At 36.9% G+C, this 22,431-nt stretch carries 22 protein-coding genes; all 22 read left to right on the top strand.

Translation table 11 applies throughout. The features are described 5' to 3' along the window. Positions 1–33 precede the first annotated feature (33 nt). On the top strand, positions 34–1,047 hold the full coding sequence (locus OR571_RS11000) for an ABC transporter ATP-binding protein (RefSeq protein ID WP_282242838.1): 1,014 nt from the start codon (positions 34–36) through the stop codon (positions 1,045–1,047). Beyond that, the gene (locus OR571_RS10995) at positions 1,040–2,011 is read left to right on the top strand and encodes an ABC transporter ATP-binding protein (protein WP_282242837.1); all 972 of its coding nucleotides are present in this window, start codon (positions 1,040–1,042) and stop codon (positions 2,009–2,011) included. Before OR571_RS11000 ends, OR571_RS10995 begins: the two co-directional genes overlap by 8 nt. Positions 2,012–2,030: 19 nt before the next feature. Next, complete coding sequence (locus tag OR571_RS10990) at positions 2,031–2,981, top strand: DUF1177 domain-containing protein (protein ID WP_282242836.1); 951 nt, start codon at positions 2,031–2,033, stop codon at positions 2,979–2,981. Further along, a complete protein-coding gene (locus OR571_RS10985) occupies positions 2,981–4,255 on the top strand; it encodes a M20 family metallopeptidase (RefSeq protein WP_282242835.1) in 1,275 nt (424 codons plus the stop codon). The genes OR571_RS10990 and OR571_RS10985 overlap by 1 nt, the downstream gene beginning before the upstream one ends. Before the next feature lie 84 nt (positions 4,256–4,339). Then, on the top strand, positions 4,340–5,101 hold the full coding sequence (locus OR571_RS10980) for an IclR family transcriptional regulator (protein WP_282242834.1): 762 nt from the start codon (positions 4,340–4,342) through the stop codon (positions 5,099–5,101). Positions 5,102–5,120: 19 nt separating this feature from the next. Next, positions 5,121–6,026 carry an aminopeptidase gene (locus OR571_RS10975; protein WP_282242833.1) on the top strand — a complete coding sequence of 302 codons (906 nt, stop codon included), beginning with the start codon at positions 5,121–5,123 and terminating at the stop codon, positions 6,024–6,026. Between the two features lie 350 nt (positions 6,027–6,376). Continuing rightward, the gene (gene kdgD, locus OR571_RS10970) at positions 6,377–7,306 is read left to right on the top strand and encodes a 5-dehydro-4-deoxyglucarate dehydratase (RefSeq protein WP_282242832.1); all 930 of its coding nucleotides are present in this window, start codon (positions 6,377–6,379) and stop codon (positions 7,304–7,306) included. Positions 7,307–7,322: 16 nt separating this feature from the next. Beyond that, positions 7,323–8,783: an alpha-ketoglutaric semialdehyde dehydrogenase GucD gene (gucD, locus tag OR571_RS10965; RefSeq protein WP_282242831.1), complete on the top strand. Its 1,461-nt coding sequence runs from the start codon at positions 7,323–7,325 to the stop codon at positions 8,781–8,783. Between the two features lie 29 nt (positions 8,784–8,812). Further along, the gene (locus tag OR571_RS10960; RefSeq protein ID WP_282242830.1) at positions 8,813–9,265 is read left to right on the top strand and encodes a RidA family protein; all 453 of its coding nucleotides are present in this window, start codon (positions 8,813–8,815) and stop codon (positions 9,263–9,265) included. A 43-nt stretch (positions 9,266–9,308) separates the two neighbouring features. Next, positions 9,309–10,280, top strand: a complete 972-nt coding sequence (locus OR571_RS10955) for an aminopeptidase (RefSeq protein WP_282242829.1) — start codon at positions 9,309–9,311, stop codon at positions 10,278–10,280. A 155-nt stretch (positions 10,281–10,435) separates the two neighbouring features. Continuing rightward, positions 10,436–11,446 carry a TRAP transporter substrate-binding protein gene (locus OR571_RS10950; protein WP_282242828.1) on the top strand — a complete coding sequence of 337 codons (1,011 nt, stop codon included), beginning with the start codon at positions 10,436–10,438 and terminating at the stop codon, positions 11,444–11,446. A gap of 17 nt (positions 11,447–11,463) precedes the next feature. Beyond that, a complete protein-coding gene (locus OR571_RS10945) occupies positions 11,464–11,958 on the top strand; it encodes a TRAP transporter small permease (protein WP_282242827.1) in 495 nt (164 codons plus the stop codon). After that, the gene (locus OR571_RS10940; RefSeq protein ID WP_282242826.1) at positions 11,955–13,262 is read left to right on the top strand and encodes a TRAP transporter large permease; all 1,308 of its coding nucleotides are present in this window, start codon (positions 11,955–11,957) and stop codon (positions 13,260–13,262) included. Before OR571_RS10945 ends, OR571_RS10940 begins: the two co-directional genes overlap by 4 nt. A gap of 152 nt (positions 13,263–13,414) precedes the next feature. Beyond that, positions 13,415–14,092 (top strand): FadR/GntR family transcriptional regulator, encoded by a 678-nt coding sequence (locus OR571_RS10935; protein ID WP_282242825.1) that lies wholly within the window; start codon positions 13,415–13,417, stop codon positions 14,090–14,092. A 99-nt stretch (positions 14,093–14,191) separates the two neighbouring features. Beyond that, a complete protein-coding gene (locus OR571_RS10930; protein ID WP_282242824.1) occupies positions 14,192–14,914 on the top strand; it encodes a sulfite exporter TauE/SafE family protein in 723 nt (240 codons plus the stop codon). A gap of 354 nt (positions 14,915–15,268) precedes the next feature. Continuing rightward, on the top strand, positions 15,269–15,703 hold the full coding sequence (locus tag OR571_RS10925) for a MarR family winged helix-turn-helix transcriptional regulator (protein WP_282242823.1): 435 nt from the start codon (positions 15,269–15,271) through the stop codon (positions 15,701–15,703). 14 nt (positions 15,704–15,717) lie between these two features. Then, positions 15,718–17,268 (top strand): ABC transporter substrate-binding protein, encoded by a 1,551-nt coding sequence (locus OR571_RS10920; RefSeq protein ID WP_282242822.1) that lies wholly within the window; start codon positions 15,718–15,720, stop codon positions 17,266–17,268. 171 nt (positions 17,269–17,439) lie between these two features. Continuing rightward, positions 17,440–18,282, top strand: a complete 843-nt coding sequence (locus OR571_RS10915; RefSeq protein ID WP_282242821.1) for an ABC transporter permease — start codon at positions 17,440–17,442, stop codon at positions 18,280–18,282. A gap of 8 nt (positions 18,283–18,290) precedes the next feature. Further along, positions 18,291–19,193, top strand: coding sequence for an ABC transporter permease (locus OR571_RS10910; RefSeq protein ID WP_282242820.1), 903 nt, complete (start codon positions 18,291–18,293; stop codon positions 19,191–19,193). A gap of 15 nt (positions 19,194–19,208) precedes the next feature. Further along, complete coding sequence (locus OR571_RS10905) at positions 19,209–20,225, top strand: ABC transporter ATP-binding protein (protein WP_142539670.1); 1,017 nt, start codon at positions 19,209–19,211, stop codon at positions 20,223–20,225. Continuing rightward, entirely contained in the window at positions 20,197–21,204 is a 1,008-nt protein-coding gene (locus OR571_RS10900; protein ID WP_282242819.1) for an ABC transporter ATP-binding protein, read from the top strand. Before OR571_RS10905 ends, OR571_RS10900 begins: the two co-directional genes overlap by 29 nt. Next, positions 21,185–22,363 carry a M24 family metallopeptidase gene (locus tag OR571_RS10895; RefSeq protein ID WP_282242818.1) on the top strand — a complete coding sequence of 393 codons (1,179 nt, stop codon included), beginning with the start codon at positions 21,185–21,187 and terminating at the stop codon, positions 22,361–22,363. The genes OR571_RS10900 and OR571_RS10895 overlap by 20 nt, the downstream gene beginning before the upstream one ends. The last annotated feature ends 68 nt before the right edge of the window (positions 22,364–22,431 follow it).

The raw sequence follows: 22,431 nt of genomic DNA, 5'->3' as shown, positions 1-22,431 counted from the left end.
ATCTGATTAAATACTATTAATGGAGGTGGAAAGATGTCAGATGAAATACTAAAAGTCGAAAATTTAGATGTCCACTTTCGTTCTTCAGCATCCATTGTAAAAGCAGTTAATGGTGTAAACATATCATTGAAGAAGAAAGAAACTTTAGGGATTGTTGGAGAGTCTGGATCGGGTAAAAGTGTTACTGCAACAGCACTGATGAGATTACTACCGAAGGGAATTGGCAGTATTCCAAATGGGAAAATTACCTTTAATGGAAAAGATATATTATCCCTTTCTGATAAAGAAATGAGAGATGTTCGTGGTAATGACATTGCTATGATATTTCAAGATCCAATGACCAGTTTAAATCCAGTGTTTACTGTGGGAGACCAAATCGAGGAAGCAGTTCGTACTCATCAACAGATATCCAAAAAAGAAGCGAAGTTAAAAGCAATTGAAATGTTGAAAGTTGTCGGAATTCCAGAGCCGGAAAAAAGGGTGAAAATGTATCCTCATGAGTTTTCAGGGGGGATGAGACAACGAGTTATGATCGCTATAGCACTATCGTGCAATCCAAAGTTACTAATTGCTGATGAACCAACCACTGCATTAGACGTTACAGTGCAGGCACAAATATTGGAACTTATGAAATCGTTGCAGGAAAAGAATGATACATCGATTATTATGATCACGCATGATTTAGGAGTTGTATGGGAGATGTGCGATAAAGTAATTGTGATGTATGCAGGAAACACAGTAGAATCTGGCAAAGTAAAAACTATTTATGATAATCCTCTACATCCATATACCTGGGGGTTGTTAGAGTCCCAAATAACTAAAAATACATTGAATGGCAATAAATTACCTGCAATCCCGGGGAGTCCTCCTGATTTACGCAACCCAATTCTGGGATGTAATTTTGCCGATCGTTGTCCCTATGCAAAAGAAATTTGTAAAACAACAAAACCAGAGCCGATTGAGGTGGAAGAAGGTCATATAGTGTCATGCCATTTCCAAACCAAATCTAACCGTCTTGAAAGAAAGGAGCTCGTTTACATTGAGTGAAGTTGTGATTAAAGTAGAAAATTTAAAAAAACATTTTCCTATTAATGAAGCACTACCTTTCAAAAAATCTACACAAAGTGTAAAAGCAGTGGATGGAGTTAGTTTTGAAGTCTTTAAAGGTGAAACACTTGGGATTGTTGGAGAATCTGGTTGTGGAAAATCAACGATGGCAAGGCTGATTAACCAACTAATCCGTCCTACAGAGGGGGTTGTTGAATTTAAGGGAAAGAATTTAGCAACACTTGGTTCAAAGGAGATACGTTCCATTCGAAAATCCATCCAAATGGTTTTTCAAAATCCATATGCTTCTTTGGACCCTCGTAAAACAATTGAGTATTTAATTGCGGAGCCTTTAGTTATACATCAGATTGGTGACGCTAAATCTAGAAAAAAGAGAGTCATAGAATTATTAGAAGTTGTTGGTTTAAGTGGTTATCATGCAGAAAGATATGTTCATGAATTTTCTGGTGGACAAAGACAGCGTATAAATATCGCTCGTGCACTTGCATTAAACCCAGATATTATTATATGCGATGAACCGGTTTCCGCTTTGGATGTATCTGTGCAAGCACAAGTTATAAATTTATTAAAAGATTTACAGCGAAAGTTTGATCTTACTTATATTTTCATTTCTCATGATTTAAATGTTGTTCGCTATATATGCGATCGAATTGCGGTAATGTATTTAGGAAAAATCGTGGAAATTGGTACATATGAGGAGTTATACGAAAATCCAAAACATCCTTATACAAAAGCATTATTATCGGCAATTCCAAAAGAAAATCCGTTTGATAAAAAAGAGAGAATTCTTTTGGAGGGGGATGTACCAAGTCCTGTGAATCCACCATCTGGTTGTAGTTTTCATAAAAGATGTCCTCATGCAATGGAACATTGTAAAAAGGATGTACCAGCATTTGTAGACTTGGGTAAGACTCAAAAAGTAGCTTGTCACTTATATTCATAAAAACTAGGAGGAACAAATCATGTCATTAAAACACGTAATGGAATTATTTGAAGAAATGGATAGTATTCATGTAACTGGAGAAGTAATTAAATCGTATTTAGAGAAAATCTCAGATAAAGGTGAGATTAGTGTTCAAACAGTTGAAGGAAAAGCTGGATCTACAGATTTCGTTAAAGTTTTCATCCCAGGCACGAATGGAAAACGAATGGGAGGTACAGCTCCAACACTAGGCATAGTTGGAAGACTTGGTGGAATCGGAGCTCGTCCTGAAGTAAAAGGATTTGTGTCTGATGGAGATGGGGCATTATCTGCAATGGCAACAGCTGCTAAGTTATTGGATATGCAAGCTAAGGGAGATCAGCTGGAGGGAGACGTAATTTTAACAACACATATTTGTCCAACTGCCCCAACTTTACCGCATGACCCTGTACCATTTATGGACTCTCCGGTTGATATTTTAACAATGAATCAGTATGAAGTAACGGATGAAATGGATGCAATTCTTTCTATAGATACCACTAAAGGGAATATGATTACAAACCACAAAGGTTTTGCAATTACTCCAACTGTAAAACAAGGGTATATTTTAAAAATGAGTGACGATCTACTTCATATTTACACGCAATCTGCTGGTATTTTACCAGTAACTTTACCTATCACGACTCAGGATATTACTCCTTATGGTAATGGAGTATACCATGTAAATAGTATTTTACAACCAGCAGTGGCAACATCAAGTCCAGTGGTTGGTGTTGCAATTACAACAGAAACAGCTGTCGCGGGTTGTGGTACAGGAGCTAGTCATTTAGTGGATATTGAACAAGTTGTACGTTTTGCTCTTGAAGTTGCAAAAGTTTATGGTGAAGGTAAATGTTCATTCTTTAACGAGGAAGAGTTTGTATTATTAGAAAAGCTTTATGGCAAGATGGAACATTTACAAACTTTTGGAAAGCAGGAGGTAGCTAGATAATGGATAATGCACAATTGAAACAGCAATTAGTGGATGAAGTCGAAAAGCGAAAAGACGAATTAATCGAATTATGTAGTTCATTAATACGAATTCCTAGTGAAAATCCACCCGGTGACTCAACAGAAGCGAGTGAATTTGTATCCGACTATTTAAAACAGTTTGGACTAGAGGTCGACTGGCATGAAGCATCCGAAAAAATGTATAATCTCGTCAGTTCTTTTGGAGATGAATCAGGAAAAAAACTGATTTATTGTGGTCATACTGATGTAGTTCCCGCTGGTGACTTATCTAAATGGGATTTCGATCCTTTTTCTGGAGAAGTAGTAGATGGTTGGATGTTAGGACGTGGTGCAAGCGATATGAAAGGCGGACTTGCCGGTATAATTTTTGCATTTACTTTGTTTAAACGACTAGGAATTGAATTACCTGGACAACTTACTTTAGCAATAGTTCCAGATGAAGAGACAGGCGGAGAATATGGTGTCCCGTGGTTACTTGAGAATAAATTGATCGATGGTGATGGATGTTTGATAGCAGAACCTTCCTCTCCGTTAAATCCAACAATTGGCCAAAAGGGGTCCTATTGGTTCGAGCTAGAGGTATTTGGTGAGCCGGGTCATGGCAGTCTATCACCGGTAGCTGGAAACAATGCTATTGTAGATGCAATCGCAGCGATTGAAAAGATTCGTACACTTTGGGATTTGGAAATTCACATGCCAGAAGAAGTAAGAGAATTAGTGGAAATCTCCAAACGTTATTTACGTGAAGTGGAAGAAGAAAGAGAAATTTTTCAACCAGTTTTAGAAAGAATTACGGTGAATATTGGGACGATTAATGGAGGAACAAAGTCAAATGTTATTCCAGAAAGCTGTAAAGTTCAAGTAGATTGTCGTTTGCCGTTTGGTATTACCCATGAAGAAGTATCAGATTACTTAAAGAAAGAGTTAGATAGTCTAGGTATCCGATACTCTATACGGTTATTTGGTTTTAAAAGTGTTGCAAATTATACCTCTGCGCAAGATCCAGTTTGTAAAGCGATAGTTGAAAATATTGAATTTGTCACAAAAGAGGAAGCTTACGGAGTAATGCAATGGGCTAGTAGTGACGCTAGACATTTTAGAGATTATCATATTCCAGTGTTACAATATGGTCCTGCTTATTTACCTAGCATTCATGGCTATAACGAGAAAGTTTTAGTAGAAGACATAGTCAGATGTGCAAAAGTATACGTTGCCGCAGTGGTGGATTTTTTATATGAAAATTCCAATGATTAGAAGAATCAGTGTGAAATTTACTTGTGTTTTATTCTAATTTAGGTAAGATAATATACAATTAGGAAAGATATGGGGGATTTTTACTTGTTAAAGACACTAGATTTATCTCTAAAAGTATTAAGAATGTTCACTCGTGAAATGCCAGTTTGGGGTGGGCGAGAACTCGCCAATGAAATGAATATCAATCATACGAATATATATCGTATTTTAGAAACGTTAGAAAAAAATAGATTTGTAACCAAAGATCCAGTAACCAAAAAGTATTCCCTAGGCTATGCCACTTGGGAACTAGGAAAAATTATGTATGAATCTCTTAATGTAGATACCCTCATCAAGCCATCTTTAGATAAGCTGTGTGAGGAGACGGGAGAATCTGTTTTCTTAACTATTCTGGACCGAGATGAAGCGGTTACTTTAGCAGCGGTAGAACCTGAAAATAAAGTAAGGTTTACCGTTTCAGCAGGAAGTCGCTCGCCATTATATGTCGGGGCGTCTTACCGATCTATACTGGCATTTCTTCCGGAAGAAGTAGTTGAAAAAGTTATCAGTGAAGGATTTATCAAGTATACGAAATATACAGTGGATAGTGGAGAGAAATTGAAGGAAGAACTTGCACGAATAAGGAAAAATGGTTGGGGAGAAAGTCAGGGAGAATTTACTCCTGAAGTGCTCGCTATAGCCGTTCCATTAAACGATGACTTTGGCGTTATTGGATCTATAACTGTTTCAGGTCCTATTTATCGGATGACAGAGGAACATAAAAAGGCATGTCTTCCTTTATTAATGAAGGCACGTGATGAGATCGAAGTAATTATTAAGCGTTACAATATTAAGCTTAAATCTTAATAGAAAGGAGTGATAGGTTTTGTCTACCATAGAAAAAGCAAAAAATGTATTGATTAATAATCTACACATAAAAAAGGACGAAACACTTCTTGTACTAACAGATACTGCGCTATCGGATATTGCCCAATATTTTGTAGAGGCAGGGCGGGAATTAGGTAATGAAACTATTTCTATGCAAATGTCTACTCGAAGTAAATCTGGAGAAGAGCCTCCCCATCTGGTTTCACAGGCAATGCTATATGCAGATGTAGTGTTGTGTATAACAGAACATTCCCTTACTCATACAGTGGCACGAAAAAATGCTTCCAAAAAGGGTGCGCGTGTAGCAACAATGCCTGGAGTAACTTTAGATATGTTAGAAGAAGGTGCGATTTCTGCAAATGCAGAAGAAATAGAAGAGTTAACCGCAGAGTATTGTAGAATGTTAGATGAAGGTTCAACCGTTACAATTGAAAAAGATGGAATGAGTTTGTCCTTCTCCATAGAAAAGAGACAAAGTATTGCCAGCACGGGAGTATTTAAGGAAAAAGGTCAATCGGGTAATATTCCCTCTGGTGAGAGCTATATAGCACCTATTGAGAACTCAGCGAATGGCAAAGTAATAATTGACGGTTCCATAGCAGGGATTGGTCTGGTTCAAGAACCGATTATTCTAGAGATTAAGGATGGTCGTTTAGTAAATGCAACTGGTAGCCAAGGTAAACAGTTATTAGAAATTTTAGGAGAGGATAATGGTCGGATTATCGCAGAATTTGGTATAGGGACTAACAAAAAAGCACGACTTACAGGAAATATACTAGAGGATGAAAAAGTTTTCGGAACTGTACATATTGCTTTTGGGAGTAATAAATCGTTCGGTGGTGAAAATGAAGCTGGCGTTCATATCGATTGCCTTATTAAAGATCCGATTATAACTATCAATTGATGAATTAAGCGTCCAGGATAGATACGGTTCTACAACACTATGACAAGGTTTCAATTTCTTTTAAATATTCTACTTCAATATAATGAAATGAATATTTCTATATATATTATTATCAGTTTCCCTATTTTTATATATTGAAGAACAACCCTTTGTTAGAACGCTAGTTTAATAGAAAAGTTATTGCCACTTCTCTCAATTTGAGAAGTGGTATTTTTCGTATAAAAAAATAGGAAATGGTATTTTGATTATTTAATTTTTCGAAAAACAATTTGACACTACAATATAATTGTCTTACAATAAAATTTATAGAAAATTGTAACTATTAAATTTACTAGAGGAGTGGAATTTTTATGATAATGAAACAGAGACAGGCACCGAAAGGAATTTTAGGATTTCCAGTTGCACCGATGGATGAGAAAGGTCAACTAGATTTAAATGCATTGGAGAAGAATATTGAATTTTTATTAGAAGGAGGGCTAAGTTCTATATTCGTAGCATGTGGAGCAGGTGAGTTGCATGCAATTAGCAATGAAGAATATAGGTCTATGGTTGAAGTTGCCGTAAAAAAGACGCAAGGGAAAGTACCGCTTTATACGGGAGTAGGTGGCAATATTTCCAATGCTTTAGAACAAGCTAAAATTTCGGAAGAGCTAGGAGCAGAAGGTTACTTAATATTACCACCATATTTAATAGATCCTTCACAGGACGGGATTTACGATTATTTAAAAACTATTATCCAAAGCACGGATTTGAATGCAATCGTCTACCAAAGAGATAATTGTATTCTAGATTCGAAGACACTGATTAAACTATGTGAATTTCCACAACTTGTAGGGTTCAAAGATGGGGTTGGAAATATGGAGAATAATACGGAATTTACTCATCTAATCGGAGATCGTTTAGAGTGGGTGAACGGAATGCCATTAGCAGAAGTGACAATGGCTGCTTATGTGAATTTAGGTTACACATCGTATTCATCTGCCATTTCCAACTACATACCACATATTTCTGCTATGTATTATGAAGCGTTGTTAAATGGGGATAAAGAAGTTGCACATGAATTGCATGAAGACGTTATTTTGCCTATACATCGAATTCGTAAACAGAAAAAGGGTTATGCAGTTTCGCTTATAAAAGCGGGTATGCAAATTGTTGGTCTGCCAGTGACAACGAATGTTAGGGCACCAATTGCTCCTGTTGAAAAAGAACATTATGACCAATTGAAGAAAATTATTGACCATGCATTGGAAAAATACCCAGTTCCATCAAGAGTAATATAATAGGAGGTTCATTTTAATGACAACCATAACTAAAACAAAAACATACCTAAATTATATAAATGGTGAATGGATTGTGTCAGAATCTGGTGAAACAGCTGAAAGTAGAAATCCTGCAAACAAGGATGAAGTTGTTGGCCTTTATCAATTATCTTCAAATAACGACTTTAACCAAGCGGCAACTTCCGCAAGAAAAGCGCAAAAAACATGGCGTAAACTTGCTGGAAATGTTAGAGGTGATTATTTACTAAAAGCTGCCGCTATCTTGGAAGAACGGATAGAAGACGTTGCAACTGCCATGACGAAAGAAATGGGTAAGACATTTGCAGAGGCAAAAGGAGAAACTGCACGTGGTGTTGCAATTTTACGTTACTTTGCAGGAGAAGGTATGCGACCAGTTGGTGATGTAATTCCCTCTACTGATAGCGATGCACTTATGTTCACAACTAGGGTACCACTTGGTGTTGTTGGTGTTATTACACCTTGGAACTTTCCAGTAGCTATTCCGATGTGGAAGATGGCACCCGCACTTATTTATGGTAATACAGTTGTTATTAAACCAGCTAGTGAGACAGCTATTACTTGTGCAAAAGTGATTGAGTGTTTGCATGATGCAGGAATACCAGCGGGTGTTATAAACATGGTGACCGGATCAGGTTCTCTAATTGGTACGGAAATGGTCAATCATCCTGAAATAGATGCGATTACATTCACAGGCTCTAACACTGTAGGGAAACAGCTCGCACAAACAGCTATTTCGAGAGGCATCAAATATCAACTTGAAATGGGAGGAAAAAATCCAGTGATCGTTGCGAATGATGCAGATCTGGATTTGGCTGTTGAAGCAACGATTAGTGGTGGATTAAAATCATCAGGTCAAAAATGTACAGCTACGAGCAGGGTTATTGTACAACAAGATGTTTATGACCAGTTTAAAGAAAAGCTATTAGAAAAAGTGGCAGCTATTACAGTTGGTGATGGTATGGAAGAAGGAACTTGGATGGGGCCATCCGCAAGTGAAAATCAGTTGAATACTGTACTTTCAGCTATTGCAAAAGGTAAATCAGAAGGGGCTAGCCTACTTTTTGGTGGAGAAAAAGTAGAAAAAGAAGGATTGAATGGGTATTACGTTGAACCGACTGTGTTCGAAAATGTATCATCCACTATGACACTTGCACGGGAAGAAATCTTTGGACCAGTTCTTGCACTTATGAAAGTTAAGACGATTGAAGAAGCATTAGAAATGGCAAACGACTCGGAATATGGTTTAAGTGCTTCTATTTTTACAACAAAAATTAGTAATATGCTTTCATTTATTAATGAAATGGATGCAGGATTAGTGCGTATCAACGCAGAAAGTGCTGGTGTTGAATTGCAAGCTCCATTTGGTGGCATGAAACAGTCCAGTTCTCATTCGCGTGAACAAGGCCAAGCTGCAAAAGAGTTTTACACAGCTATTAAGACAGTGTTTGTTAAATAAAATGTAAGCGCTACAATGGAGGTATAATAATGAATTATGAAGAAAAGTTAGAAAGTAATGGGTATAAACTTTCTACACAAGCAAATAAGCGGATATTCGAAGCAGGAGTAAGAACTGGAAATTTGATATTTGTGAGTGGTAATGCAGCGAAAGTAGAAGGTGTATTAAAATATAAAGGAATCGTAGGTGATACAGTTTCCTTAGAGCAGGCACAGGATGCCGCTAAAATTGCTTTCGTGAATTGTTTAGCAACAGTTCGAAATATGATAGGTAGTCTGGACTCTATGAAGAGAATTGTTAATATTAAGGGTTATGTGGCAAGTACCTCCGACTTCACTGACCAACCAAAAGTGATGGATGTTGTATCTGCATTGGCAATAGAAGTATTCGGTGAAGTAGGAAAACATAGTAGGGTTTCACTTGGAGCATCTTCTCTTCCAGAAGGAACACCGGTAGAAGTGGAAATTATTGTGGAAGTTTAATGATTGATAAAAATATAAATTACTAGAATAGGAGAGTTGGTTGATGAAAGATATGAACGAACTACCATTAGGTATCAAACAATTATTTACGAGTATTACTCATTTGAAAGAAGGAGAAAGAGTACTGGTCATTACGGACGATGATAAAAGAGAAATCGGTGAATTTGTTTATAAGTATGCCAAACAATTTTTTGAAACTTCCATGATTGTCATGCCTCCAACGGAAGGACATGGTGCGGAGCCAACAGAAGCTGTTACTGCAGCATTGAATAATTGTGATGTTGCATTTGGTGCCACTACTTATTCCTTATACCATACAAAAGCGCGTTTAAATGCAAGTAAAAATGGAAGATTGCGTTGGATAGGACTTCAAGATTATGCTCTTCATATGTTTGAAGAAGGTGGGTTAACTGCAGATTTTGATGAAGTTACACGAGTTGTTAATCGAGTTGCTCCTTTTTACAAAGGTAATACATTTACACTTACCGCTCCAGGTGGGACTCATATGGTATGTAGCATTGAAGGAAGAGAACCTGTGCTGGATCACGGAACAGCAACTGTGCCTGGATCTGCTTCATTTCCTCCAAACGCAGAGGTTGCACTGGGGCCAGTCGAAGGAACTGCAAATGGTGTATTAGTTTTTGACGGAAGTATCCCACACCCATTGTTGAATCTAATAGAAGAACCTATTACATGCACAGTGAAGGAGGGGTTCATCACGGAGATAACCGGTGGACGAGAGGCTGATATTTTACGTAAGATGCTGGCTGACTTTAACGATCCAACTGTTTATAATATTGCAGAACTTGGACTTGGGCTTAATAAAGAAAACTTCTTGTGCGGGCATATGGCACCGGATGAAGGGTCATTTGGAAATATTCATATTGGTATTGGAAAGAATTTAAACTTTGGTGGACATGTCGATTCACCTTTACATTTAGATATGATTATCAAAACGGTTACATGTAATATTGATGGACGAGATATTATGAAAGATGGAGAATTGCTAGTTTAAGATAGGGATGAGCAAAGAACTCTTGGTATTCTACTTACATTGCAAAATGTTAATTAGGTATACCAAGAGTCTGCTTTTAGAGAAATATATTTACCAATAGAGGTAAGCGCTTTCAAGTATTTGTTTATTTAGAATATAAAGAACGAGGTGATTAAATGAAAAAGAAAAATAAAATTACAGCTATTTTACTATGTATTACATTGATAATGGTGATAGCTGGATGTTCGGCTTCGGCAAATGGAGAGATAAGTAGTAAGCGAATTATCAGTGTTGCAACAGTGCAGCCTGAGAGTCATGCAATCTATCTTGGATTAAAAGCATTTAAAGATTATGTAGAAGAAGAAATGGGAGATAAATTCGAAATTAGACTTTTTACTAACGGTGTAATTGGTGGAAATTCGGAAGCACTTGAATTGTTACAAATGGGATCACTCGATTTGGTTGCTACGAGCGGAAGTAACATGGAAGCTTTTGCAAATGAGTATAAAATTTTTGGTTTGCCATATTTATTCAACGATGAAGCTAGCTTTCGTAAAGTAATGAACGACGAAGAATTTACGGATGTGATTTATAATTCGACAGCTGACAAAGGAATTCAAGGTGTGGCTTGGTTTTCTAATGGAGTGAATAATTTTTATGCTTCAAAGAAAATTGAAACTCCCGAAGACTTGAAGGGATTGAAGATTCGTGTTCAGTCGAGTGAAGCGAATGTCAAACTTGTACAAGGATTTGACGCGGCAGCTGTTGTCATGGCTTATGGTGAAGTTTATACAGCGTTACAGAACGGTGTAATTGACGCTGGAACTAACCCGGAGATGGCGCTCATTGATATGAAGCACGGGGAAGTTGCAAAATACTATTCACGAACAGAGCATCAGATATTTACTGACATGCTAGTTGCAAATACAGACTTTTTAGATTCACTTACAGTAGAAGAAAGACAGATTTTCCAAGAAGGGTTTAAATTGAGCAGTCAAGTCTCAAATGAAGAATGGGACAAACGTATTTCTGAGGTTACAAAGGAAGCAACGGAGATGGGAGTAGAATTCATCACAGTCGATAAGCAATTATTCGAAGAAATGCAAAAACCAGTAAAAGAGGCATTATTGGTCTCCAATCCAGAATTGCAGTCACTTTATGAGAAGATTCAACAAATCCAGAACTAAATAAAGAGGTGTATCTTGTGGGAAAAGTAAAGAAAATAATGGATAAAGTGTTATCTGCTGCTTGTGCCGCTTTGTTGTCTTTTATGACTCTACTAGCAACTTATCAAGTAATTTCACGATATGTTTTTAGTAGTCCGAGTACGATGTCTGAAGATTTGCTGAGTTATTCTTTTGTTTGGGTATCATTGCTTGGTACTGCACTAGTATTTGGTCAAAAAGATCATATGAGTTTATCAATATTTTCGGACAGATTAGTAGGGGTGAATAAGTTTGTGTTATCGATTTTTACAGAGCTACTCATCATGTTTATCGCAATAATTGTCTTTCTGTTTGGCGGAACGCAGGTTGTAGGCGTAGGTGCTATACAAATTTCTCCTACACTGAATATCTCTATGGATTGGATTTATATAGTACTTCCAATAAGTGGTGTATTTATCATTATCTATAACTGCATTAATATAATCCAATTAATCCAACAATTTAATGAAAGTAAAAAGGAGGGGATTCTATGAGTGTAGCAGTAACAGCAGGTTTGTTGATTTTTTTTACGATTGTCATTCTATTACTTCTCGGTATTCCAATTGGTATAGGACTCATTGTTGCATCAATACTAGCAATCACCCAAGTATTAGGTTTTTCGGCGGCAGTTCCATCATCCGCTTTGAAAATGTTTCAAGGTATAAATATATTTACTTTATTGGCTATTCCTTTCTTTATACTTGCAGGTAATATTATGAATAAAGGTGGTATAGCAGTCCGGTTGATTAACTTAGCAACTGCATTGACAGGAAGGATACCAGGTTCACTTGCTCAGACGAATGTGGTTGCTAATATGCTTTTTGGCTCTGTTTCTGGTTCTGGAACAGCAGCGGTTTCTGCAATGGGATCTATTATGGGACCAATTCAAAAAAAAGAAGGCTATGACGAGAATTTCACAGCGGCAATAAATATAGCAACAGCTCCTACGGGATTATTGATACCACCGAGTACTGCATTAATCACCTATGCTTTAGTTAGCGGAGGTACTTCAGTAGCCGCTCTTTTTCTTGGTGGAGTCATTCCCGGTATTTTGTGGGGGATAAGTTGCATGGTCGTTGCGTTCTTTTATGCAAAAAAGAAAGGCTATGTCGGTAAAAAGCAAATAACGTTAAATGAATTCTTAAAAGTTGCACTCGATGCAATTCCAAGTTTATTACTAATTATTATTGTCGTTTTTGGAATTGTTGGAGGTATTTTTACTGCTACAGAAGGATCCGCAATTGCAGTTGTCTATAGTTTGTTATTATCTACAATTTTTTATAAAACAATTAATTTCAAAGAATTATATGCTATTTTGATAGATAGTGCGAAGTTGTCAGCTATAATTATGTTTTTAATCGGATCATCTAATATAATGGCATGGGTTATGTCGTTTACTGGGATTCCAGATATGATGGCCAACTTGATATTAGGCATTTCCGATAATCCCATAATTATTTTACTAGCAATTAATATTCTGTTGTTGTTCGTTGGCACATTTATGGATCTAACACCAGCAATTTTAATTTTCACACCAATTTTACTTCCTGTTTGTTTAGCATTAGGAATGACCCCTTTACATTTCGGTATTATGCTTACGTTTAATCTTTGTATTGGTACTATTACACCGCCGGTTGGCAATATTCTTTTTGCTGGTATTAAAGTATCGAATGTAAAATTGGAAAAGGTTATGCCACAAATTCTTAAATTTTATGTTGCTATTGTTGTTGTTCTTTTACTTGTAACGTATTTTCCATGGTTTTCCACATTCTTACCGTCTTTAGCTGGACTTAGTTAAAGTATTTTGAGGATTAAATGAACGAAGAGGGAGAATGCAGTGGAATACGACTTCATTCTCTTTTTACATAGTATTATGAAATTCCGAAGAGATTTTAGTGTATAATTGTTATAAAGAAATTCTCGATTATTTTTATGGAAAGGAGGGATTTAATGAAGGAGCATACAATGGACACTATCCGTAGGAGTACTTTATCCCAGCAGGTGATAGAACAGGTTATTTATATGATAACGAGCGGTCAATTGAAGCCGGGCGATAAATTGCCTTCTGAAATGTCATTGATGGAGCAGCTTGATGTAAGCCGCCCAGTATTACGAGAGGCACTAGGCTCACTGGAAACGTTAGAAATTATAAACAGAAGACCTCGAAGCGGTACTTTTGTCAATGATAAGGTGGGAAGCAGTCCATTCAAAGCGATGCTTGCATTGTCGATTAATAATATTCCTGCCGTTATTGAAGCACGAATGACTTTAGAATTGGGACTTGTTACAATTGCAGCTGAAAAAATATCCGATGATCAACTAGAAAAAATAAAAGAAACGATTGATAGAATTCAAGAAAACCCAAATAGTGATTACGGAAAATTAGATAAGGAATTTCATCGGCTAATTGCCCAAAGTGCAAATAATCCAGTAGTCGAAGGAATGATAGATTCCCTTCTTATCACACATGAAAAGACGGATAGCTTGATTACTTACCGAGAACCTTCTATTACAATCGAGCATCATGTAGCAATATATGAAGCATTAAAGAAAAGAGATCCCTATGAATCGTTCAATCAAATGTATAATCATTTAAGATATGTACGGAAGAAAATATTAGGTGACTGAATGCTATAAGAGACATAATAAAGTGGCTGATATTTTCATCTTCAGCCACTTTATTTTGTAAAAATATCTGCTCTTATGTTATTTATAGGAGGTATAAGCTTGGAAAACTTCTTTATATATATTTGTATTATTCTCGTGGCATCGATTTTACAAACAAGCACTGGCTTTGGATTTTCGATTATGGCGACACCTTTTTTATTGTTGCTATTTGCACCTTCAGAAGCCATTCAAATAAATATTATCCTTTCCTTGATCATCTCCTTATCATTAATCATGAAAGTCAAAAAGAATATTGATACATATTTGTTGAAAAAATTAGTTTTAGGTAGCATTATGGGACTTCCATTAGGTGGTCTAATTTATATAACGGTTGATATTAAGACGTTTAAACTGCTGATTAGTATCATTTTATTGTTGCTAACTTTAATGTTAATTGTTAACGTTAGATTCAAATCGACTACGGCTAGAGATTATATAGTAGGTGGAATATCTGGGGTTTTAACCATAAGCATAGGTATGCCAGGACCCCCGTTGTTGATATACTTTGCAGGCACAAACACCGGAAAAGAAAAAACTAGAGCCACCACTTTAGCGTTTTTCTTATTTATCTATCTCATTAGTTTGTTATCACAGCTATTTTTAACCGGTACAGATATGCTTATCTGGCGTTCTAGTTTGTATGCCATTCCTGCTGTATTTATAGGATTGATCATAGGGCAAATTCTATTCAAATATTTAAATCAACAAGTATTTAAGATTTTTACATACATCCTTTTAGGAGGTACTGGGATTTACCTCTTAATTGATAGTATTTTGTCTTGATGATTTGTAAGTAGTGGTGTCCACTCTAAATTGTTCATACTTCAAATCAAATTAAGTCTTAAGTGCAATTCAAACCCTCCCCGATGTTAGGAATTCCTACAATTAATACTATTCAGTTCAATTAACATAGGTAAATATGAAGTAACGTCCACTTAACGAATAGGTGGGCGTTATTTTGCGTTTACATAATTCGTTGCCTAAAAGTGGAATTGTGAAAAGCAGTTTCCCCTAAAGATTACCCTCTACAAAAGAGGGGGAGTAGCACTATCAATAAATTCCTAAAAAAATAGTTGACTAAAGCCACTTTCTAATATAAAGTAAACTTAAAATTCGAAGGATAGTGAATATTTAAATATGTCAGAAAATAATGTACAAAAAATTAAAAGATTTAACCGATTTTACACTCGCACAATGGGGCTTTTTAATTTATACACAGATGAGAGTCCTTATTCAGCTACAGAGGCTTTAATATTGTTTGAAATTTCTACTCGTAATGACTGTACAGCTGCCTATTTATCGAATTATTTTCTATTAGATAAAAGCTATATGAGTAGAATCCTTAAGCATTTTGAACGAGATGGGCTGATAATTAAAAGTTTTTCGGAAGAGGATCGACGGATTCAACATATAAAACTAACAGACTTAGGGGGAGAGGCACTTAAAACACTTGCTGATAAAGCAAGTCTTAATGTTGAGGGTATGATAGACGGCATAGCTGAAAAAGAAATCGAGGTTTTAATTGAGTCAATGCAAAAAATAGAGGAAATTTTATATCCAAAAATTCGATAAGGGGGAACTAAAATATGAGAAAAAATTCATTGGTTTTGCTAGTTTTAAGTCTTTTGTTAATTTTATCAGGTTGTACTGAAGGAACAGCAGGTACTAGTAATTCAGATGGAGATGGGGATTCTTCTACCTCCACTAAAGATAGTCTTGTTATTGCCTTTGAGGCTGATGCTGGAACCCTCATTGCTAACTCAGATGTGAACTATGTGACAGATACACAAATTCGCAATATTTACGACCCTCTAATTGATCGAGATGGGCAAAGCGGTGAATTCGTTCCTGTACTTGCTGAAGAATGGAAAAATGTAGATGAGCTGACTTGGCATTTAACATTAAAAGAAGGAGTTAAATTCCACAATGGAGCAGACTTTGATGCAAATTCGGTTAAGTATAGTATTGATTATATTTTAGATGATGCAAATCAATCATTTTATAAATCCAGATGGGTAGATGTGGAAGAAGTAAAGGTAGTTTCACCTTTTGAAGTAGAAATCAAAACATCTAAACCGTTTCCAAGCTTAATCCAACGTATTACGGAAGATTTACTGATTATGGAACCTGGATATGTGGAAGAGGTAGGAACGGATGAAGCGGCTAAGAAACCTATAGGAACTGGAGCTTATAAATTTGTAGAATGGTCTCGGGATAATTACTTGAAATTAGAAGCCAATGAAGATTATTGGAAAGGAACTCCTGAGATAAAAAAATTAGAGTTCCGTTATATTCCAGAGTTCAGCTCTCGTCTTTCCGCCTTTTTAAGTAACGAAGTGGATATGTTCAAAAATATACCAGTGGATTCCGTTGGAAAAATTGAAAGTGACGATGACTCGAAAGTTGAAAAGGTTCCATCAGCTCGTATAAACTACCTTGCCTTAAATACATTTTATGACGGTCCATTGAAAGATGAAAAGGTTCGTCAAGCATTGAATCATGCTGTGGATGTCGATGAACTAATCGAAGCGGTGTTAAATGGAAATGGTACAAAAATGACAGGTCCTCTTGCAGTTATCAATACTGGTTACATTGAAACAAAGGGCTACGAATTCGATCCTGAAAAAGCGAAAAGTTTACTAAAGGAGGCTGGATATGAGCCTGAGTCTTTAACATTGACGTTGGATACACCGAATGGTCGTTATCCGATGGATACTCAAGTAGCTCAAGCCATTGCGGCTCAATTACAGCGAATCGGTGTGAAAGTCAATGTTCAAGTAAATGAATGGGGTGCTCATTTAGAGAAAATCAGAAATAGAGAAATGAAGGATATGTTCATACTAGGATGGGGTCCTGCATTTGATCCACAATCCACAATTGAAAATCTCTTTACAGAAGTAGCACCATATAGTGGTTTTTATGATGAAGATATCGAAGCGAAAATTTATGAAACAAATGCATTATTTGATGAAGAAAAAAGATTCAATGGATATGCTGAGCTTCAAAATGCTCTAGTGGAAAAAGCTGCATGGGTTCCATTATGGCAACAGGCGGATTTATATGCTGTAAGAAAAGATTTGAACTTTAAGCCTCGTGTAGATGAAAAAATACAAGCCTTTGAAATGTCATGGAATTAAAGAACTATAATAGCGGCTAATAGGTAAGGAGGGTTTCGATCCTCCTTTTCTCCTTAAGAATACAAGAAATATAGGTTACGAGAGGGAGGTAACGTATGCTTGATTTTGTGATTAAAAGGCTAATTCAAGTTGGAGTTGTTGTTTTATTAGCACTTACAGTTGTATTTTTTTTTGATAAGACTATCTGGAGATCCGACTGCGCTGTTCTTACCTCCTGATGCACCGAGGGAACAAATAGAAGAATATAGGGAAAAATTAGGATTTAATCGTCCTATCTATGTTCAGTATGGAGATTTCATGGTAAATGCTGTTCAAGGAGACTTCGGTCAATCTTTACGAAGTAGAGAGGATGCATTGCCTTTAGTATTAGATCGTTTGCCGGCTACTTTCCAATTAGCCATATCTGCATTAGTTTTATCCTTACTGATTTCCATACCACTTGGTGTTCTATCGGCATTTAGAAGAAATTCAATTTTTGATCGAATTGCTGTCGCCTTTACCGTACTCGGACAAGCGGTACCAAGCTTTTGGTTGGGTCTTTTGCTTATATACTTTTTTGCGGCTCAATTGAACATGCTTCCATCTGGTGGGGCGGGTTCTATCACTCACTTAATACTGCCGATGGTGACTCTAGCTGCTTATAGCGTGGCAAGATTTACACGCTTCACGAGGTCTACCATGCTGGATGTACTTAGAAAAGATTACATTAGGACAGCTAAGGCATCTGGAGTGCCAACTCTTAGATTAATAGGGCGTTATGCGCTTAAAAACTCTCTCATTCCAATAATTACATTAGTAGCTCTTGATCTAGGAACATTACTTGGAGGAGCCGTGATAACCGAGGTTGTATTTGCTTGGCCTGGAATTGGAAGATTGTTAATGCAGTCGCTTATGAATCGAGACTTTCCAATAGTTCTGGCTGGAGTATTTATCATAGCCCTAATTTATGCAGTGATTAATTTTATTGCAGATGTTTTGTATGCATATGTTAATCCGCAAATTCGAGTGAAGTAGGTGAGATTATGACTGTTAATATTCCAAAGGTAACTCATACAACACAATCAATAAAGGCCAAGAAACAATCAGCTGTAGTTACGTTTTTCTCTAATTTACTAAGAAGTTGGACAGGAATGGTCGGATTTCTTATCATGATACTCTTGCTATTTATCAGTATTTTTGGTCAATGGATTGTACCTTATGATCCTCTTCTTGCGGATTTCGGTAAGAAATTATTACCCCCTATGACGGATGGACATCTTTTAGGGACAGATCAGCTAGGACGAGATATTTTTTCTAGAATTATTCTTGGTGCCAGAGTGTCCGTCATTATCGGTCTAACAACTGTGCTAATCGCTGGTACTTTCGGAACAATTGTCGGAATTATTTCTGGTTATTTCAGAGGTTGGGTTGATGTAATTTTAATGCGGATTGTGGATGTTCAATTAAGTTTTCCATTCATTCTGTTGGTATTGGTCATCAATGCGATTATTGGATCAGGCCTTCGTAATATCATCATTTCACTAGCAATAGGGGGATGGGTTATATTTGCTCGCGTCATTAGGAGTGAGGTTCTTGCACTTCGTGAAAAGGAATTTATCACTGCTTGCGTAGCGACAGGCGTAACGAGAATTGGAATATTGTTTAAACATATTCTGCCAAACTTGTTTACTCCTATTATCATTCTGTCCTCCCTGCAAATTGGTACTTATATTATTGCCGAGGCATCTGTAAGCTTCTTGGGGTTTGGAGTACAACCACCTGAACCCGCATGGGGAAACATGCTAAATGAAGGAAAAGATTATATATTCAGTTCATGGTGGTTAATCACATTCCCAGGAATCGCTATTATGATTACGGCTCTCGGTGTTAACCTTTTTGGAGATTGGCTTCGTGATACATTGGATCCGGAATTGAAAGGTGAATAACAAGGGGGGATGATTATGTCAGATAAGGTTCTACAAGTGAACGACCTACGAATTCGTTTTAGAAATGGTAAGGAGACATCTCAACCTATACGAGGAGTCAACTTTCATGTGAAAAAAGGAGAAACATTGGGAATTGTTGGTGAGTCGGGGTGTGGAAAAAGTGTGACTTCTCTTTCGGTTATGGGACTTCTACCGATAAAGACAAGTGAAATTGTCTCTGGCGAAATCCTATTCAATAATAGAGATATCTCTAGATTGAAGGAGAAAGAATATCGTAAACTTCGTGGCAACGAAATTTCGATGATTTTTCAGGAGCCAATGACATCTCTGAATCCTGTATTTACAATTGGTGAACAATTGAGTGAACCATTAAGACAACATAAAAAAATGTCAAAGTCAGAAATCCGTAACAATATTATTGCTGTACTAAAACAGGTTGGTTTACCAAGAGCAGAACAAATAATTGACGAATACCCTCATCAACTATCCGGTGGAATGAGACAAAGGGTTATGATATCTCTTGCTCTCTTATGCCATCCAAAGCTTATGATTGCTGATGAACCTACCACAGCCTTGGATGTAACAATTCAAGCTCAGATTCTAGAACTATTAAAAGAGATTAAAGTAAAAAATGAGATGAGTTTAATGCTAATCACCCATGATTTAAGTGTGGTTGCTGAAATGTGTGATCGCGTAGTAGTCATGTACGCTGGAGAGGTAGTGGAAGAGGCAGAGGTAAATGAATTATTTGATAGACCTTTACATCCTTATACGCAAGGACTTATGAAATCCCTACCCTCTAACAATGAACGAAAGAGCAAATTATTTTCAATCGATGGTCAAGTACCAAAGCCCTCTGAGATAGGGGAAGGCTGTGTATTTGCAAATAGATGTCCATTTGCCTTTGAAAAATGTTTTGCGGAAACACCACCTGCGTTCAATCGGGGAAAACATATTAGCAAGTGTTGGCTACAGGACCCGGCAGTTAAGGAGGTCATGCAGAATGAAGAACGAAGTATTGTTAACAGTTAAAAACTTGAAAAAGTATTATGAGATATCTCAAGGAATGTTTAAGGAGAAAATCGTTGTAAGGGCTGTAGATGATGTGAACTTTACCGTTATGCGAGGAGAAACTTTTGCATTGGTAGGAGAATCTGGCTGTGGTAAATCAACTACAGGCCGAACAATTTTAAGGTTGGTCGAACCTACAGCTGGGGAAGTAATTTTTAAAGGTACAAATTTGGCGTCACTACCATATGAGCAAATGCGGTCGCTTCGAAAACAGATGCAGATGGTATTCCAGGATCCATATGCTTCCCTGAATCCGAAAAAAACGATTTTGCAAATATTGATGGAACCACTAAAGGTTCATAACAAATTTGATAAAAAAGAAAGACTGCGCAAAATCATAGCAATGTTAAAAATCGTCGGACTTTCCGAATATCATCTAGATAGATACCCACATGAATTCTCGGGAGGGCAAAGACAGCGGATTGGGATTGCACGTGCGGTCATCCTTCAGCCCGATTTTATCATTGCAGATGAACCTGTTTCAGCGCTGGATGTTTCTGTACAGTCTCAAGTTATCAACTTGATGCTTGAGCTACAAAAGGAATTTGGATTGACCTATTTATTTATCTCTCATGACTTAAGCGTGATTCAACATATGACTGACCGTGTAGCTGTCATGTACTTAGGAAAAATCGTTGAAGTTGCTGATACAGAAGATTTGTTCCGAAATCCAAAACACCCATATACACAAGCCCTGTTATCCGCTGTTCCAGTGGCACATCCTAAAGAAGAAAAAAAACGAATTATACTAAAAGGGGATGTTCCTAGCCCGGCGAATCCGCCATCTGGCTGTGCATTCCATCCAAGATGCCCATTTGCTCTAGAAATTTGTAAAACTAAAATGCCAGAACCAACAACATTCGAAAAAGGTCACACGGCAAATTGCCATTTATATATAAAAAACGAGGAGGAAATTGAGTATGTTACTAGCTATTCCTAAAGGTGAGTTTCAAGAACGTCAGCAAAAATTCTTTCATAAATTAACGGAGAAAAATTGTGATGCAGCAGTTATTTTTTCAGTAACGGATATCTTTTATTTAACAGGGTTTCACTTTCATCCGACGGAACGACCAATAGGATTGTTCATTGATCCAAGTCAAAAGGTTCACTTATTCTTACCAGCATTAGAGCATGAGCATGCAGAGGAATACGGTATAGTTGATCATGTTCACTCTTATCCAGAATATCCAGGAATCAAGCACCCGATGGAGTATCTAAAAGAATTATTACTTCAATATGGATTTGAAAACAAAACGGTTGGTTATGACTCTCTCGGTTACGGTTCTTCCATGGGGTATCGAGGACAATCGATTGATCAAATGATTACAGTTAAAGAGTTTGTATCTTTAAAATGGGTTATAGAGGAAATGCGCTATGTCAAATCTGACAAGGAAATCGAGTTAATCAAAGAGTCATGTCGTTGGGGAAATTTAGCTCATCGCTTACTGCAAAAATATACGAAGGCTGGGTTAAGTGAAATTGAGATTACTAGTAAAGCATCTATGGAAGCGACGATGGCAATGATTGAAACGTTAGGTTCTGAATACAAGCCACATGGCCAAACAGCATATGCAATTTTTAGAGGACAAATTGGACCTGAGTCAGCGTTCCCACATGCCGTAACTCAAAACCTTGTCCTTCGAAAAGGAGATACATTGGTTACTGGTGCCGCGGCCGATGTTTTTGGCTATAAAAGTGAGTTGGAACGTACCATGTTTGTTGAAGAGGTTTCTAAGGAACAAGAAAAGTATTTCCAACACATGTATGAAGCGCAGGATGTTGCACTTTCAGCGATTAAACCAGGCATTCCATATTCTGCAGTAGAAGCTACAGTCCAAAAGTACTTTAAAGAGGCAGGCATCACAGAATTAACAAGTCACCATACAGGTCATAATATTGGGTTGCTTGGTCACGAGGCACCATTCTTTGACTTAGGAGATCATACAGAAATAAAACCAGGCATGGTAGTTACAGTAGAACCTGGAATTTATGTGAAGGGAATTGGTGGTTTCAGACATTCGGATACAGTCCTCGTTACAGATAGTGGTATAGAAATGCTAACTTATTATCCAAGAGATTTAAATTCTCTCATTTGTTAATCAAGTAAGAACCTGACATGGCTAACTGTTTTTCGATCATCCATAAAAGTTAAGTGAAATGAGGTTAA

It is taken from the genome of Psychrobacillus sp. NEAU-3TGS (genome assembly GCF_029955155.1).
Lineage (GTDB): Bacteria > Bacillota > Bacilli > Bacillales_A > Planococcaceae > Psychrobacillus.
Note: the sequence above shows the minus strand (reverse complement) of the source record. Positions and strands in the feature narration are given on the sequence as shown.

Bases quoted from the DNA above. Each gene is read 5' to 3' on its own strand.
- OR571_RS11000 (WP_282242838.1), top strand. From the start codon at position 34: ATGTCAGATGAAATACTAAAAGTCGAAAATTTAGATGTCCACTTTCGT.
- OR571_RS10990 (WP_282242836.1), top strand. From the start codon at position 2,031: ATGTCATTAAAACACGTAATGGAATTATTTGAAGAAATGGATAGTATT.
- OR571_RS10985 (WP_282242835.1), top strand. From the start codon at position 2,981: ATGGATAATGCACAATTGAAACAGCAATTAGTGGATGAAGTCGAAAAG.
- kdgD (WP_282242832.1), top strand. From the start codon at position 6,377: ATGATAATGAAACAGAGACAGGCACCGAAAGGAATTTTAGGATTTCCA.
- gucD (WP_282242831.1), top strand. From the start codon at position 7,323: ATGACAACCATAACTAAAACAAAAACATACCTAAATTATATAAATGGT.
- OR571_RS10960 (WP_282242830.1), top strand. From the start codon at position 8,813: ATGAATTATGAAGAAAAGTTAGAAAGTAATGGGTATAAACTTTCTACA.
- OR571_RS10955 (WP_282242829.1), top strand. From the start codon at position 9,309: ATGAAAGATATGAACGAACTACCATTAGGTATCAAACAATTATTTACG.
- OR571_RS10950 (WP_282242828.1), top strand. From the start codon at position 10,436: ATGAAAAAGAAAAATAAAATTACAGCTATTTTACTATGTATTACATTG.
- OR571_RS10940 (WP_282242826.1), top strand. From the start codon at position 11,955: ATGAGTGTAGCAGTAACAGCAGGTTTGTTGATTTTTTTTACGATTGTC.
- OR571_RS10935 (WP_282242825.1), top strand. From the start codon at position 13,415: ATGAAGGAGCATACAATGGACACTATCCGTAGGAGTACTTTATCCCAG.
- OR571_RS10925 (WP_282242823.1), top strand. From the start codon at position 15,269: ATGTCAGAAAATAATGTACAAAAAATTAAAAGATTTAACCGATTTTAC.
- OR571_RS10920 (WP_282242822.1), top strand. From the start codon at position 15,718: ATGAGAAAAAATTCATTGGTTTTGCTAGTTTTAAGTCTTTTGTTAATT.
- OR571_RS10910 (WP_282242820.1), top strand. From the start codon at position 18,291: ATGACTGTTAATATTCCAAAGGTAACTCATACAACACAATCAATAAAG.
- OR571_RS10905 (WP_142539670.1), top strand. From the start codon at position 19,209: ATGTCAGATAAGGTTCTACAAGTGAACGACCTACGAATTCGTTTTAGA.
- OR571_RS10900 (WP_282242819.1), top strand. From the start codon at position 20,197: ATGAAGAACGAAGTATTGTTAACAGTTAAAAACTTGAAAAAGTATTAT.
- OR571_RS10895 (WP_282242818.1), top strand. From the start codon at position 21,185: ATGTTACTAGCTATTCCTAAAGGTGAGTTTCAAGAACGTCAGCAAAAA.